A 16,254-nucleotide genomic window follows, 5' to 3' on the forward strand; every position below is an offset into this window, starting at 1 on the left:
GATGTTAAGCCCAATCCAACGTTGGATTATCTTCGGTGTGTTTTGCCTCGCGACCGTGGGCTTCATGTCCCTCGAAGCGTCTCTCATCTGGGCAATGATCGACAAGGGGTTTTCGGGAGGCAGCACGGTAGCCGCCGTCATGAACACTACAGTGTTGGGTGGCATAGGATTCCTGTTTAAGAAACTGGTCGAGGATACCTTCGTTAAACCTGAACTCCTTCCCATGGGCAGGTTGCATCGTCTTGCAACGGACCGAAGCGGCATTATCGAGGATGGTCGCCGCAGCAATCGGGAGGTTTTTGAAACGCGCAAGGCATTGGTGACCGGTACGCTGCGATTTGTCGAAGAAACGCTTCAGGGCTGGGTTCCCGGCTCTCACTTCGAGCTTTGCGTGTTCGTCGATGCAAAAGAGCCACTGCTGTTCAGCTACTTCGACTCCAACCATGATACGGTGGCGCGCAGCATGTCTCTTCGGGAACAGAACGCAAAATTCTACATCGAGAAGGGCTACGAGGTGACCAAGGTCTTGTCAAACCCCACCTCGCAGCCGCGCGTAGTCGGCGATACCCACGACATCAAGGCAAGCTATTCGTTCACGACGGACGAACAGCGCAAGCAGATCAGGTCGTCGGTACTTCTTAGCTTGGATTTGGGACGGCCGTTCGCGCTTGTTGTGTCTAGCAATGTCAAAGGCGCATTCAAGGAGAGCGACGCCAAACTAATGTCATTCGTCCGTTATGCCGGAGAACTCATACGTTCCGACCTGCTGGACGACGGGTTCGTTGACGAAATCCGCGCGATGAAGCCCGAATTGTTTCCGGCTAGCGTGCCGATAATCGAAAGTAACGCGGCTGCGAAGATCGGTGCGTGAAGGCGAGGTAGCCGGTGCCCTCGCGGCGTTAGCATTTCCGGAATCTTCCGCATCTGCAGAAATTAAACCGCGTTGTCTACTGCGTGCCCCGTCCAGACCCTTGGCCGGCATGTCCGCTTTGGGATACCTGAATGAGGCGCAAACCCACCGCTCGCTCGCTGCGGCGCGGTTTAGGGCGCGCTCGCGAGCGGCTATGCGCGGACCTATTCTGAATGACTGCTGTTCGCTTTGCGAATGACTGTTTCCGGTTCCATTCCTAGCGCGTTGGTGACGCGCTCAAGAACACTTACCGAAGCATCAGCGCGCTCAATGGCATCTATCTAGCTCTATCTAGCGGGCGATCAGACCGGAGCGCCTGCCAATTCCTCGGGACTTATGTGCCGTCGGCTTCGGGCTTGCCGGTCGTCTTAGAGCCTAGACCAGCTTCGACAAGTCGGCGGAAAGCCTCCGATCTGGTGGGAAGATCGGGCTGATTTCGGCGCCATTCGTCAACGCGGGCAAGCAAGTCACTCGTAAGCCGCAGTTCGAAGCGCTCAGTTTTGTTATCAATAGCATCGGGCGTGTTTGACAATGACTATGTCCGTAATGTACGGTATGTACGTAAATTGTGGTTCGCGCTTTGCGGCCGAACAACGTGCTCGAACACGTCGCTCGGCCTGACCACAACCCAAGCTGTTTGGAGCTCGGATCATGGTTGATTCCGACAATACCACGACTTTGCCTTTCGTCATCGGCCGGCAACGCGATGAGCTCGAGAGGACGGGGCTGCAAGCCACAGATTCCGCTTTGAGACTATGGAGCGAGTGGCAACGCGCTCGATATGCCTCATTGCTTTTGTGCCGAATTCAGCAGCGGATGGAGGCGCGAATGATCGCAAATACCGGAATCCAGGTATTGACCGCAGGCGAGCCGACGCCGTGGCAACTGTCAATGTCTGCTACGGGTCTCGACTCTGAGCATCTCATAGCTTGCGAAGCCGAGGTCTTTGCGATGACCGAAGCTCTAAAGCTTCAAGATTCGATCGCCGAAGTCGCGGCTACGTCGCTCATCGGCGTCATCGCCAAGTTAGAAATGATCGTCGGCGCTGATCGAGATATTGGTGACCCAACCGATTTCCCGTGGCCGCACATAGCGTCCGTACTGGACGACTTGAAAGCGATCGCGGGAAGCTTGCCGGTTGGTAGCCGAAGCCGGGAAAGGACGCGGAGCGATGTCGCCAGGCATTGGGAGTCAGCGGTCAAGCTGGTTGCGGCGCTGAAAAAGGAAGGCGCGGCCGAGTTCCGTGGTGATGTAGCGGTCTCCTGACATGCCGAAACCGCAAGTCGCAAGTCATTGCACGCTGTGGCCCTACGACATGAACTTCGTGCTTTTTTTCGCCGTCCGGACGCCTCTGGTGGCAGGTCGATCCACTATCGAGAGAGCGACCGCGATGGCTGAGGAAACCAGGACCGGCCCACAGGCTTTAGTTCCGGCGAACGACAACGGCGACCTCGCCAGCCCCAAGGGGCGCCCCGAACCCATGGCTGCGGCCAAGCTGGATCGGGTGGTTCTGGATATCGCCCGGATGATCGGCCGGCAACTGGCGCGGGAGGCATTCGAGGTGAGGCTGGCGGCCAACGACAACCGGCCGGGCCGCCGAGAGGGAGAGGGCGGGGAGCCGGATGGTAAACCCCTTGGGAACAGGAGAGAGGATCTGCCGCCATGACCCGTGTTGCACTCTATGCCCGCCATTCTTCCGACAGCCAGCGGGATGCCTCCATCGAGGACCAGTTGAGGCTGTGCCGCGAGCAGGTAGCGCGTGAGGGCTGGAGCGTGGCGGGAACCTTTGAGGATGCGGCGATATCCGGTGCCAGCACAGTGCTCCGGCCAGGCATCCAGCATCTGGTGCGCGATGCCCAGCGCGGCCGCTTCGAGGTGGTGCTGGCCGAGGCTCTCGATCGCATCAGCCGCGACCAGGCAGATGTTGCCACCCTCTTCAAGCATCTCAAGTTCGCCGGCGTTACCATCTTCACTTTGGCCGAGGGCGAGATCAGCGAACTGCATGTCGGCCTCAAGGGCACGATGAATGCCCTGTTCCTCAAGGACCTTGCCCTCAAGACCCATCGTGGCCTGCGAGGGAGGGTGGAGAAGGGCAAGGCCGGGGGCGGGCTGTGCTACGGCTACCGTGTGGTGAAGAAACTTGATTCCGAAGGTGAGCCCGTCCGTGGCGATCGCGAGATCGTGCCGGAGGAAGCGACCATCGTGCGCCGCATCTTCCGCGAATTCGCCGCCGGCAAGAGTCCCAAGGCGATCGCCGTCGACCTCAACAAGGAGGGCATTCCTGGTCCGCTCGGCCGACACTGGGGCGACACCAGCGTGCGCGGGCATGTCGTCCGGGGCACCGGTGTCATCAATAACGAGCTCTATACCGGTGTGCTGGTTTGGAACCGCCTGCACTTCGTCAAGGATCCCGCCACCGGCAAGCGCGTGTCGCGGGCGAATCCGCCAGCCAAATGGATCCGCACCGAGGTGCCGCATCTCAGGATCGTCGGGGACGAATTGTGGCAGGCCGTGAAGGAGAGACAGAAATCCATCGCCAGCCAGTTCGAGGCGGTGGCCATCGCCACGCGCAAAGCCAGGGCCAGAAAGCTGCACACCATGAAGCGGCCGGTCTCCCTCCTTTCCGGCTTGCTCACCTGCGGCTGCTGTGGTGGGCGCTACGGCCTGTTCACGCGCGACCGCTATGCCTGCCTCAACCACCAGCGCCGCGGGATCTGCAACAATGGCCGGACCATCACTCGCGAGAAGATCGAACAGCGCGTCCTCGCAGGCCTGAAGGAAAGGCTTGTCTCGGCCGATGCCGTGGCCGAGGCGATCAGAGCCTATGCCCAGGAGACCAACCGCCTCAACCAGGAGCGTCGCGCGCAGGGCGAACAGGACCGCAAGGCACTCGACAAGATCGAGCGCGCCATCGCCGGCATGATGGCCGCGATCGAGGATGGCCTGTACCAACCTTCGATGAAAGCAAGAATGGAAGACCTGGAGAGACAGAAGGCGGAGATCGCAGCGCGTCTGGCGATGTCACCCACTGACGTGCCCGACCTACATCCCAACATCGCCACTCTTTATAAAAAGCGGGTCGAGCAACTCACGCAAGCGCTTGCCGACCACGAGGATGGACGTCCGGCCGCCGAGGCGCTTCGCTCATTAATAGGAGAGATCGTGCTCACGCCCGGCGGCAGGCGCGGCGAGGTGCATGCCGAGCTGCGAGGCGAGCTGTTCGGCATCCTCGAACTCGCCAGACCTGACCCAAGCCAACAGTCCGACGATGTTATGACAAAGGGGGCATCCTGTCCCCGCAACCAAATTCAAAAAAGCCCGCCATCGTGCGGGCTCTTTTGTTTTATGCCGTGCTGTGCTGCCGGCCTGTCATCAGGCGCCCGCAACCAGCCAAGCCAAGCCGCCAGACAGAAAACAAATCCTCTCCCCAAAACCAAACTTCAAAAACAGCCCGCCAGCCACAAATGCCCGCGCGCCGTTTTGATATGCGGCTGGGGTGGCCATCGATCTGCCCAGGCTCAGGCCCCCGAAAGCGAAGCCGAAGCTGCAGCCGACTTTCTGGCCAAGCGGACATATGGAGAGCGTCACGCTGCGCCCGGAACAGATCTATCAAAGACAGGATCGGGGGCTTCAGGCGATAAAGACGCGGCCGGCGGGAGGGTACCATGCGAGCCCCCCGTGCGGATACTCCGCCACCCTCTCCGGTTTCGCGGCCAAAGGCCGGTAAGGCCTTGCCCAGCCCGTACGGCATCTTGGCGGCCGCGCCCAGCCTCGTCGACCGGAGCGTAGGAATCCCCTTGAAGTAGAGTATGAAATATATTTCACTATGTGAATTATATTGACAATGCGCGCCCGGGCTGTAATGTCCCGATCGTCGGCTTTCGGAGGAAGGTCGGCATCATCAAATCCATACGGCAGCGCTCACTGAGTGCCTGCAACGGTCATTGAGGATGGCTTCGGCCAAGGGAGGAAACTTGCGCAAATTTCTGAGCACGCTCGCAATCGCGGCGGCTGCATCGACCTGCTTCGGGTCGATGCAGGTACGCGCCGAAACCCCTAACCCGTTCAAATGCGAGCCGGGTGAAAAATACGTCATGAACGTGATGGTCTCGGGCGTCGAATACTGGTTCCCGGTCTATGAAATGTTCAAGCAGGCCGGCCAGCAGTTCGGCTGCGAGACCGCCTATACGGGTACGCCGGAATACGACGTCAACAAGCAGATCGCGACCTTCGACCAGGCGCTGGCGCAGAAGCCTGCCGGCATACTGGTACACCCGATGAACTCCGATCCGTTCATCGAGCCGATCAACCGCGCCATCGAGCAGGGCACCGCGGTGGTGACCTTCGCCGCCGACTCGCCGAATTCCAAGCGCGTCTCCTACATCACCTCCGACAACAATGCCGAAGGCACCTATGCCGCCGACGCCGTTGCCAAGGCGATGGATGGCAAGGGGGAATATGCGGTGCTGGAGAATCCCGGCCAGGACAACCACGACAAGCGCGTCAACGCCTTCGTTGCCCGCATGGAAGCCAAATGGCCTGACATGAAGCTCGTCGGCCGCGCCGCTTCGAACCAGGATCCGACCAAGGCCTATCAGGCGGTTCTGAGCTTGGCGCAGGCGCATCCGGACCTCGGCGCCGTCTTCATGCCGGAGGCCAACTCGGCCATCGGTGCTGCCCAGGCCGCCAAGGAAGGCGGCGGCAAGATCCGCGTCATGCTCGCCGACGTCAACGCCAAGATCCTCGACATGATCAAGGCCGGCGAGATCTTCGGCTCGGTCAATCCCAACCAGGGCATGCAGGGCTATATGGGCTTCATGCTGTTGTGGATGGCCAAGCATCCCGGCCTGATCGATCCGATGAACGACGCCAAGCGTTCGGGTTTCAACCCGATGAGCGTGCCCTTCGTCGACAATGGCTTCTCCATCGTCTCCAAGGACAATGCGGACGACTTCTACTGGGACAAGTACCTCAAGCGTCGCGGCACCAAGGGCATCGAGGAATAGTCTCGATCGCCGCCCCGGCCTCCACAAGGCCGGACCAACCGGGAAGGAGGCTTCGGCCTCCTTCCTCCCCCGCAAGCATCGCAGGAGCATGGCGTGACCCAGTCGCCCATTCTTGAAATCCGCGGCCTGTCCAAGGCGTTCGGCCCGGTCAAGGCACTGAACGACGTGCGGTTCGAGCTGCGGCGCGGCGAAATCCATGCGCTGTGCGGCGAGAACGGCGCCGGCAAGTCGACGCTGATGAACATGATCGCCGGTGTATTGCAGCCCGACGAGGGCGACATCCTGATCGATGGCGAGCGAGTTTCGATCCACTCGCCCGCGGCCGCCCAACGTCTCGGCATCGCGCTCGTCCACCAGGAGATCGCGCTCTGCCAGGACGCCACCGTTGCCGAAAACATCTACATGGCCGCGATCAACAGCCGGCGCGCGCCGCTGATGAATTTCCAGAAGCTCTACGCTGACGCCCAGAAGGTCGTGGACCTGCTCGCGCCCATTCCGGTGCGCACCAGGGTCGCCGACCTCTCCATTTCCAACCAACAGCTTGTCGAGATCGCCAAGGCGCTGACGCTCGACTGCAAGGTGCTGATGCTCGACGAGCCGACCGCCGCACTCACCGAAAGCGAAGCGCAACGCCTGTTCTCGATCGTGCGCGGGCTTAGGGAACGTGGCATTTCGGTGGTCTATATCAGCCACCGCATGGCCGAGATCTTCTCGCTCTGCGACCGCGTCACCGTCTTCCGCGACGGCCGCTACGTGGCGACCGATGCGATAGCCGCCGTTTCACCCGACGATGTCGTGCGCAAGATGGTGGGCCGCGAAATCACCCAGCTCTATCCCGACAAGCTGGCGCCGCAAGAGCCTGGGCGCCTTCTCCTGTCGGTCGAGGGGCTTTCCGATGGGCGCCGCTTCGCCGACGTCGATCTGCAGCTTCGCGCTGGCGAAATTCTGGGCATAGGCGGCCTGATCGGCGCCGGCCGTAGCGAGATCGCACAGACGGTCTGCGGCCTCAGGCCAATGACCTCTGGAACCGTCGCGCTCGACGGAAAGCAGCTGCGGCTGCGCAGTTATGGCGATGCGGTCGAGGCGGGGCTGGTCTATCTCTCTGAGGATCGCAAAGGCTCCGGCGTGTTCCTCGATCTGCCGATCGCGGCGAACATATCGGCGCTCGACCTCGGCCGGCTCACCGGGCGCCTCGGCCTGCTCGACCGCAAGGCCGAGGATCGTCAGGCGCGGGAGCTGACCGGCAGGCTCGGCGTGCGCATGGCCGGCATCGAGGCCACTGTGTCGACGCTGAGCGGTGGCAACCAGCAGAAGGTTGCCATCGCCAAGCAGCTGTCCGTCAGTCCCAAGGTCATCATCATGGACGAGCCGACGCGCGGGATCGATGTCGGCGCCAAGGTCGAGATTCACCGGCTGCTGCGCCAGCTAGCCGGCAGCGGTGTCGGCGTCATCATCATCTCGTCCGAACTGCCGGAGCTGATTGGCTTGTGCGACCGCGTTCTTGTGGTGCGCGAAGGCAGGATCGCCGGCGAACTCGCCGCCAGCGAGCTCGGCGAGGAAGCCATCATCATGCTCGCCTCGGGCGTCCAGGACAGTTCAATTCAAAGGCAGGCCCAGAATGTCGCCTAGGGAATCAGGAGAAGCGCTCGTGCACGCCGAGATCAAGTCCGCCGGGCGGCGCATCAACTTCGCTCACCTCGCCTCGATGCGCGAGGCCGGGCTGATCGTCATCATCCTGGCGCTGTGCATCGCCATGAGCTTCGCCTCGCCGCACTTCCTGACATGGGGCAATTTCCGCGCCATGCTGATGAGCTTCTCCATCGAAGGCATCGTCGTCGTCGGCATGACCGTCCTGCTCATCGTCGGCGGCATCGACCTTTCCGTCGGCTCCGTCGTGTGTTTCTCGATGGTGGTCTCGGGTGCGCTGTTCCTCGCCGGGCTCGATCCCTGGACGGCAAGCCTGATCGGCATCGGCGTCAGCGCGCTGATCGGCGCGGCCATGGGCTTCTTCGTGACCGTGATAGGGCTCAATCATTTCATCACGTCGCTGGCCGCCATGGTCATCGTGCGCGGCATGTGCCTGGTGGTCACCAAGGGCACGCCGCTGTCGCTGTTCACCTTGCCGCCGGCCTTCAAGGCCATCGGCCAGGGCAGTTTCAACAACATCCCCTATGTCATCCTGATCTTCATCGTCGTGGTGGCGATCTTCGACTTCCTGCTGCGTCGCGCCACGGCCTTCCGCAAGGTTTTCTACACCGGCTCCAACGAGAAGGCCGCGCAGTTCTCCGGCATCAGGACCAATCAGGTGAAGTTCTGGGTCACGGTGCTGTGCTCGACCCTCGCCGGAGTGGCCGGCGTCATCTACATGGCGCGCTTCGGCGCGGCGACGCCGACCTTCGGCGCCGGCATGGAGCTCAACATCATCGCCGCGGCCGTCATCGGCGGCGCCTCGCTGAATGGCGGCTCGGGCACCATCTTCGGGGCGATCCTCGGCATGGCTCTGCTGTCGGTGGTGACGAGCTCGCTTATCCTGCTCGATGTCTCGGTCTATTGGCAGGACATGATCAAGGGATGCATCCTGCTGGCAGCGGTGTCGATCGATCACTTCCTGCACCGCAAGAAATCCTGAACCTCAAAGGCGGCGAAACAAGACCATGGCCCCTCCCAACACCCGCGACGACATCGCCGCTGTTCGTCAGATGCACCAGGCGCTTGTCCTGCATTATGTCGAAGGCAAGACCCAGGCCGAGATCGCCGGGGAACTCGGCATCTCGCACGCGACCGTCAACCGGCTGATCAAGCGCGGTCACCAGCTCGGTCTCGTCGAGATCAAGATCAAGTCGCCGATCGACCATCTGGTCGACCTGGAAGCGCGGCTGGTGGCGCTGGGCGGCATCGAGCGGGCGATGGTGGTGCCGTCGGTCTCCGAAAATCCGCACACCGCCCTGCAGCGGGTCGGCGAGGCTGCGGCTGGGCTGCTGCTCGACACCATCAAGGACGGCGACACCATCTCGATCACCGGCGGCAAGGGCGTCAGCGCGCTGGTCGCCGGTCTCAAGCCGGGGCGCCGCTACGACGTCGAAATCATTCCCGCCACCGGGCTGGTCCAGGGCAAGCACTACACCGATGTCAACCATGTCGCCTCGCTGATGGCCGACAAGCTCGGCGGCCGCGCCTATCAGATCCATGCGCCGTTGTTTGCCGATACCGCGCAGCAGCGCGAGATGCTGATGGGCATCAGCTCCGTCGCAGACGTGTTTCGCAAGGCGCGCGAGGCCGATGTCGCGGTGGTGGGTGTCGGATCCATCCTGACCGACGATTCCAGTTACTACGACCTGCATCCGTCCTCGAATGCCGATCGCCAGGCGATCGAGAAGTCCGGGGCAACAGGCGAGCTGCTCGCCCATCTCATCGATCGCCGGGGCAAGCTTTGCAATTACTCGCTCAACCGTTCGCTGGTCTCGCTGACGCTTGACGAGTTCGCGACCATCCCGCGCTCGATCGGCATTGCAAGTGGCGCCAGCAAGGTCGCGCCGATCCTCGCCGCAATGCGCGGAAATCATCTCGACACCATCGTCACGGACGAGGCCACGGGGCTCCAGATCCTCGAGCTGGCCGAACAGGAGGCAGCATGAATTCTCGACAGATCCAGCGGCAGATCGGCAAGTCCGGCATATCGGCGTCGGCCGTGGGCCTGGGCACCTGGGCGATTGGCGGATGGATGTGGGGCGGCACCGACGAAAAGGAGTCGGTGCGGGCGATCGAAGCCTCGATCGATGCCGGCCTCAGCCTGATCGACACAGCGCCGGCCTACGGTCTTGGCCGCAGCGAGGCGATCGTCGGCACCGCCATCAAGGGCAAGCGCGACAAGGTGGTGATCGCGACCAAATGCGGGCTGAACTGGCATTCGGGCAAGGGCGGGCATTTCTTCGACCAGGACGACAAGCCAGTGCATCGCTATCTCGGCGCCGACGGCATCGCCTATGAGGTCGAGCAGAGCCTGCGGCGTCTCGGCACCGATCATATCGACCTCTACATCACCCATTGGCAGGACCCGACGACGCCGATCGCCGAGACGATGGCGGCATTGGAAAAGCTCAAGGCAGCCGGCAAGATCCGCGCCATCGGCGCCAGCAATATCAGCGCCGAGGATCTTGGCCATTATATCGATGCCGGCCAGCTCGATGCGATCCAGGAGCGCTATTCGATGATCGACCGCGACATCGAGAGCAGCCTGCTGCCGATCACTCGCCGCCATGACATCGCCACGCTCAGCTATTCGTCGCTGGCGCTGGGGCTGCTCACCGGCACGGTCGACCCCGGCCGCACATTCGGCGGCGACGACCAGCGCAAGGACAACCCGCGCTTTTCCACGGCCAACCGACAGAAGGTGGCAAAGCTGAAGGAGGCCATCGCCCCTATCGCCGAGAGCCACCAGGCGTCGACCGCGCAGATCGTCATCGCCTGGACGCTCGCCCAGCCGGGCATCACCTTCGCCCTGTGCGGCGCGCGCAATCCCGAACAGGCGCTCGACAATGCGCGGGCCGGGGAGATCACGCTTGCGGCAGGCGAGCTTGCGGCAATCGACGCCGCGGCAGCCGCGCATCTCACCGCGATGGATGCCTGAGAAAAAAAGGCAACAGCCCCGATGAACCGTAGCCATACGTTAGCCGGTCTGCGCGACCGGCCTGATATCGCCGTGCTCGTCATCGGTGGCGGCATCAACGGCATCAGCGTCTTTCGCGAACTGGCGCTGCAAGGCGTCGATGTCGTGCTGGCGGAAAAGGGCGACTATTGCAGCGGCGCCAGTGCCGCCCTTTCACGCATGGTGCATGGCGGCCTGCGCTACCTCGAAAACGGCGAATTCAAACTGGTGCGCGAATCGCTGCTCGAACGTGACCGGCTGCTGAGGAATGCCCCGCACTATGTGGCCCCGTTGCCGACGACGGTGCCGATCTTCGACATTTTCTCCGGCCTTGCCAACGGTGCGGTGCGTTTCCTGGGTCTGACGCGGCGGCCGAGCCGGCGTGGTGCGCTGGTCATCAAGACCGGCCTTGCCATGTACGACCTGTTCACCGCCGCACGGCGTTTGATGCCGACGCACAGGTTCAGGGGCCGCGCCGAAACCTTGAGAAAATGGCCGGCGATCAATCCGGCGATCCGCAATTCGGCGACCTATTACGACGCCTGGGTGAGCCGGCCCGAACGCCTCGGCCTGGAGATGCTGCTGGACGCCACGGCGAGCGCGGCGAACGCCCGCGCCTTGAACTACGCTCAGGTATCGTCGACAGGTGATAGCCTCGCCATTACCGACACGCTGACGGGCGAACAACTGCCGGTACGGGCGCAATTGGTCATCAACGCTACTGGCGGCTGGATCGACCTGACCAACAAGGCCATCGGGGCGGCGGCGCAGACGATGATGGGCGGCACCAAGGGCTCGCATCTCATCGTCGACAATGCAGAACTGTTCGACGCGCTCGGCGGCCATATGGTCTATTACGAGAACGAGGACGGGCGCATCTGCATCCTGTTTCCCTATCTCGGCAAGGTGCTGATCGGCTCGACCGACATCCGGGTCGACGATCCGGACAAGGTGCGTTGCGAGGAGGACGAGCAGCGCTACATCCTGCAGTCGCTCGCCTTTGTATTCCCCTCGATCAAAGTAGCTGAAAACCAGATCGTGTTCCGCTTCGCCGGCGTGCGACCCTTGCCCGCCAGCGAGGACAGTTTTACCAGCCGCATACCGCGCGATCATTTTTGCGAGTTCGTAGAAGCGAGCGGGCATCTGCCGGCGACACTGTGCATGATCGGCGGCAAGTGGACCACCTTCCGTTCGTTTGGAGCGCTGGCCGCCGACATGGCACTGAAGCGGCTCGGCCTCGCGCGCAGCCAGGGAACGCAGGACATGGCCATCGGTGGCGGCCGTGATTTTCCGGCCGATCCGGACGCCTGGTGCGCATCATTCGCCGCCGAGCATGGCCTGACGGTCGAGCGCGCGCAAACGCTTCTGCAGCGCTATGGCACGTTGGCCAGGGATTTCGTTTCGCACCCGGCGGGCGAACAGATGCTGCCACTGTCGGACTATTCGGCAAGCGAGATAGGCCGCATCATCGAGCGCGAGCAGGTCGAGTGCCTTGCCGACCTGTTCTTGCGCCGCACCACCATCGCCATTTCAGGCGGTCTCAGCTTCGACCTCGTCAACGCCGTTCTCGACATGCTGGCGGCGCACAAGGACTGGAGCGCCAGCGAGGCTGCCACCGAGCGCTCGACCTTCCTCGCCTTGCTGGCCGACCGGCACGGCATCGACCTCCAGACACATCAAAGGAGCGCCCTATGCGCGTAAACAAGAAAGTCCGTATGAACCGGCTGTTCGGCGGCGGCCGCTGCCTCGACGTCGCCATCGATCATGGCGTCTGCAACGAGCCGAGTTTCCTTGCCGGGCTGGAAGACATGGCCAGCGTGGTCAACCAGCTGGTCAAGGCCGGCCCCGACGCCATCCAGATGAACTACGGCCAGGTTGACCTGCTGCAGGCCGTGCCTGGCGAGGACAAGCCGGCGCTGGTGATGCGCATCGACATGGGCAATCCCTATAACAGGATACGCCACCGGGCGATGTGGGCGGTGCTGCAGAACGAGGCCGAGCCCTTGCTTGGCGCCATCGAGATGGATGCGGCTTGCGTCGTGGTCAATCTGTTCATGCTACCCGACGAGCCGGACCTGTTCCGCCAATGCGTGCAGAACATCGCCCGCGTGCGCGCCGATTGCGAGAAATACGGCCTGCCGCTGATGATCGAGCCGCTGGCCATGCTGCCGGTCACCGAGCATGGCGGCTACATGGTAGACGGCGACGCCGATAAGATCGTCACCTTGACCCGGCTTGCCCGCGAGATGGGTGCCGATATCGTCAAGGCCGACCCGACCACCGATCCCAACGACTTCCACCGCGTTGTCGAGGCGGCGCGCTGCCCGGTGCTGGTGCGCGGCGGCGGCAAGGAGGATCTGCGTGCCGTGTTCGACAAGTCGGCCGCCTTGATGGCACAGGGTGCGCTTGGCATGGTCTATGGCCGCAACATCTACCAGCATGCCAACCCGAGCGCTGTCGTGCGCGGGCTGATGGCAATCATTCACGACGATGCCGATGGCGGCGCAGCCTGGGATCTGTACAACCAGGCATAGGCTGCAGTCTCGGGAGGCGCCAATGGCAAGCTATATCCTCGGTCTCGATGCCGGCAACACCGTCATCAAGGCCATTCTCTTCGACCTGTCGGGCCGCGAACTGGCATTCGCCGCCCGTGACGGCCGCTCGTCCATGCCAAAGCCCGGACATGTCGAACGCGACCTCGACGAACTCTGGCGCAATGCGGTCTCGGTCATTGGTCAATGCATCGCTGAAGCCGGTATCGACGCCGGCGAGATCGTCGCCATCGGCTGCGCCGGCCATGGCAACGGGCTCTACGCGCTCGATCGTGCGGGCGCGCCATTGATCGGCATCCAGTCGCTCGACACACGCGCCGTCGATATCGTTGCCGAGTGGGCAGAGCAGAATGTCGGCGACCGCACCTACGCACACTGCCTGCAGCGGCCGTGGGCGGCGCAGACGCCGACCCTGCTTGCCTGGCTCAAGCGCTTTTCGCCGGCTTTGTTTGCCAGCATCGGAACTGTGTTCCTGTGCAAGGATTTCGTCGTCAACCGCCTGACAGATGCGCGCAGCAGCGATACTTCAGATATGTCGGGCTGCGGCCTGCTGCAGATGCAGGACCGCCGCTACGAGCCGGACCTGCTTGCCGCCTATGGGCTCGGCGATTGCATGGACCTGCTGCCGCCAGTGCTGGAATCGGCCGACATTGCCGGCCATGTCAGCGCGGAGGTGGCGGCCCTGACGGGACTGCGCGCCGGCACGCCGGTCGTTGCCGGGCTGTTCGATGTCGTCGCCAGCGCGGTCGGTTCGGGCGTGACCAGAACCGGTGCCGCCTCGGTCATCGCCGGAACCTGGAGCATCAACCAGGTCATCACCGACAAGCCGATCCGCGACCCTTCGATCTTCATGCTGTCGACTTTCGATCGCCAGCGCTATCTGGCGATCGAATCCAGTGCCACCTCGGCCGCCAATCTCGAATGGATCGTTCGCGAATTCCTCGAACATGGCGGCGAAGCCGGCAAGTCGCCATTCGAATTGTGCAGCGAACTGGTGGCGTCCGTCGATCCCAACAGCGACATCCCGATCTATCATCCCTTCCTTTATGGCTCGCAGCAGAATGGCCATGCGCGCGCCGGCTTCTACGGCATCGCCGGCTGGCACAGCCGAGCCCATCTGCTGCGTGCGCTGTTCGAGGGTGTCGCCTTCGAGCACAAGCGCCATGTCGAGACCTTGCACAAAGCGGGCGCCGATTTCGACCAGGTGGTGCTGTCCGGCGGCGGCTCGCGCAGCAGCGTCTGGCCGCAGATTTTCGCCGATGTGCTCGGCGTGCCCGTCACCGTGGCGCGCAGCCGCGAAACCGGCGCGCTGGGAGCGGCGATCGCGGCGGGCACCGGCGTCGGCATTTTCGCGGACTACAGTGCCGGTGCAGCCGCCATGACAGCGGCCGCCCGACATTTTGTACCCAACGAGACGGTTGCTCACGCATACGCACGGCGGTATCGACTCTATGGCGAGATCAACCAGGCGATGACCCCGATGTGGGAGCGCATCGCCGGACAGCAGGCGCGCACGTGACCGAAGCTTCACCGTCTCCGTTCGGCAGTTACGACTACGTCATCGTCGGTGCCGGCTCCGCCGGCTGCGTGCTCGCCAACCGGCTCTCGGCCGATCCGCGCAACAAGGTGCTGCTGCTCGAGGCCGGCGGCAGCGACCGCTATCACTGGGTCGATATCCCGATCGGCTACCTCTTCTGCATGGGCAACCCGCGTACCGACTGGATGATGAAGACCGAGCCGGAAGCCAGTCTCAACGGACGCAGCCTCAACTATCCGCGCGGCAAGGTGCTTGGCGGCTGTTCATCGATCAACGGCATGATCTACATGCGCGGCCAGGCTGCCGACTATGATGGCTGGCGCCAGGCCGGCAATGCCGGCTGGGGCTGGGACGACGTGTTGCCCTATTTCCTCAAATCGGAAGATTATCACGGCGGCAAAGGCGCCATGCACGGCAGCGGCGGCGAGTGGCGGGTCGAACGGCAGCGGCTTTCATGGCCGATCCTCGACGCCTTCCGGGACGCGGCCGAGGAACTCGGCATTCCGCGCACCGAAGACTTCAACACCGGCACCAATGAAGGCTCGGGCTATTTCGAGGTCAACCAGAGGAAGGGCGTGCGCTGGAACACATCGAAGGCCTTCCTGCGTGGCATAGCGGGGCGCAAGAACCTGCGCGTAGTGCTCGGCGCGGAGACCGAACGTCTCGAATTCGACGGCCGGCGCGTCACCGGACTGGTTTTCCGCCAAGGCGGCCGCCTGCATCAGGTCCGCGCTGGACAGACGATCCTTGCGGCCGGCGCCATCAACTCGCCCAAGCTGCTCGAACTGTCGGGGGTGGGTCGCCCCGACCTGCTCTCGGGCATCGGCGTGGATGTTCGTCATGCTTTGCCGGGCGTCGGAGAAAACCTGCAGGACCATCTGCAGATCCGCACCGTCTTCAAGGTCGCCAACACTGCCACGCTCAACCAGCGTTACCACAATCTGGTCAGCCGTGCGTCGATGGGGCTGGAATACGCGCTCAAGCGCAGCGGGCCGCTGTCGATGGCGCCAAGCCAGCTCGGCATCTTCGCCAGGAGCGATCCGCGCCTCGCAACGCCCGATCTGGAATATCATGTGCAACCGCTGAGCACCGACCGTCTGGGCGAGCCGCTGCATCGCTTTCCCGCGGTCACCGTCTCGGTCTGCAATCTGCGTCCGGAAAGCCGGGGCAGCGTGCACATGGGTTCGTCCGACGCGCGGGAGACGGCGAAGATCCGGCCGAACTATCTTTCCACCGAGGGAGACCGCAGCGTGGCCGTCGCGTCGTTGCGCCATGTCCGCAGTTTGATGAAGGCTCGGGCGGTGGCGCGCTTTGCGCCGGAAGAGATGCTGCCCGGCACGCAGTATGACGGCGATGAAGAGCTCATCCGCAAGGCCGGCGATATCGGCACGACGATCTTCCACCCCGTCGGCACCTGCAAGATGGGTTCGGATACGATGGCGGTGGTCGACGACGGCCTGCGTGTTCACGGGCTTGCCGGGCTGCGCGTGGTCGATGCCTCGATCATGCCGACAATCGTCTCGGGCAACACCAACTCGCCGGTCGTCATGATCGCGGAGAAGGCAGCCGAGATGATCCTGCAAGAGGCCCGCTGACCGCTATCG

At 63.0% G+C, this 16,254-nt stretch carries 13 protein-coding genes; all 13 read left to right on the top strand.

The genetic code is table 11. The features are described from left to right. The first annotated feature begins 1 nt into the window (after nucleotide 1). A complete protein-coding gene (locus tag A9K65_RS08520) occupies nucleotides 2-871 on the top strand; it encodes a hypothetical protein (RefSeq protein WP_064994444.1) in 870 nt (289 codons plus the stop codon). Between the two features lie 690 nt (nucleotides 872-1,561). Next, nucleotides 1,562-2,176 carry a hypothetical protein gene (locus tag A9K65_RS08525; protein WP_245322011.1) on the top strand — a complete coding sequence of 205 codons (615 nt, stop codon included), beginning with the start codon at nucleotides 1,562-1,564 and terminating at the stop codon, nucleotides 2,174-2,176. A 49-nt stretch (nucleotides 2,177-2,225) separates the two neighbouring features. Beyond that, nucleotides 2,226-2,576, top strand: a complete 351-nt coding sequence (locus A9K65_RS35110; protein WP_157678459.1) for a hypothetical protein — start codon at nucleotides 2,226-2,228, stop codon at nucleotides 2,574-2,576. After that, entirely contained in the window at nucleotides 2,573-4,699 is a 2,127-nt protein-coding gene (locus tag A9K65_RS08535) for a recombinase family protein (protein ID WP_086081297.1), read from the top strand. Before A9K65_RS35110 ends, A9K65_RS08535 begins: the two co-directional genes overlap by 4 nt. A gap of 185 nt (nucleotides 4,700-4,884) precedes the next feature. Then, the gene (locus A9K65_RS08540) at nucleotides 4,885-5,916 is read left to right on the top strand and encodes a substrate-binding domain-containing protein (protein ID WP_013529471.1); all 1,032 of its coding nucleotides are present in this window, start codon (nucleotides 4,885-4,887) and stop codon (nucleotides 5,914-5,916) included. A gap of 93 nt (nucleotides 5,917-6,009) precedes the next feature. Continuing rightward, the gene (locus tag A9K65_RS08545; protein ID WP_064995518.1) at nucleotides 6,010-7,545 is read left to right on the top strand and encodes a sugar ABC transporter ATP-binding protein; all 1,536 of its coding nucleotides are present in this window, start codon (nucleotides 6,010-6,012) and stop codon (nucleotides 7,543-7,545) included. 76 nt (nucleotides 7,546-7,621) lie between these two features. Next, nucleotides 7,622-8,545 carry an ABC transporter permease gene (locus A9K65_RS08550; protein WP_224674565.1) on the top strand — a complete coding sequence of 308 codons (924 nt, stop codon included), beginning with the start codon at nucleotides 7,622-7,624 and terminating at the stop codon, nucleotides 8,543-8,545. Between the two features lie 25 nt (nucleotides 8,546-8,570). Next, entirely contained in the window at nucleotides 8,571-9,551 is a 981-nt protein-coding gene (locus A9K65_RS08555; protein ID WP_024504451.1) for a sugar-binding transcriptional regulator, read from the top strand. Further along, nucleotides 9,548-10,543: an aldo/keto reductase gene (locus A9K65_RS08560; RefSeq protein WP_064995519.1), complete on the top strand. Its 996-nt coding sequence runs from the start codon at nucleotides 9,548-9,550 to the stop codon at nucleotides 10,541-10,543. The genes A9K65_RS08555 and A9K65_RS08560 overlap by 4 nt, the downstream gene beginning before the upstream one ends. 21 nt (nucleotides 10,544-10,564) lie before the next feature. Further along, nucleotides 10,565-12,262, top strand: coding sequence for a glycerol-3-phosphate dehydrogenase/oxidase (locus A9K65_RS08565; protein WP_064995520.1), 1,698 nt, complete (start codon nucleotides 10,565-10,567; stop codon nucleotides 12,260-12,262). A gap of 14 nt (nucleotides 12,263-12,276) precedes the next feature. Beyond that, nucleotides 12,277-13,095, top strand: coding sequence for an aldolase (locus tag A9K65_RS08570; RefSeq protein WP_198327620.1), 819 nt, complete (start codon nucleotides 12,277-12,279; stop codon nucleotides 13,093-13,095). A 22-nt stretch (nucleotides 13,096-13,117) separates the two neighbouring features. Next, entirely contained in the window at nucleotides 13,118-14,632 is a 1,515-nt protein-coding gene (locus tag A9K65_RS08575) for an FGGY-family carbohydrate kinase (RefSeq protein WP_064995522.1), read from the top strand. Then, on the top strand, nucleotides 14,629-16,245 hold the full coding sequence (locus A9K65_RS08580) for a GMC family oxidoreductase (protein WP_064995523.1): 1,617 nt from the start codon (nucleotides 14,629-14,631) through the stop codon (nucleotides 16,243-16,245). The genes A9K65_RS08575 and A9K65_RS08580 overlap by 4 nt, the downstream gene beginning before the upstream one ends. Nucleotides 16,246-16,254 lie beyond the last annotated feature (9 nt).

This window comes from Mesorhizobium sp. WSM1497, assembly GCF_001672455.2.
Taxonomy (GTDB): domain Bacteria; phylum Pseudomonadota; class Alphaproteobacteria; order Rhizobiales; family Rhizobiaceae; genus Mesorhizobium; species Mesorhizobium ciceri.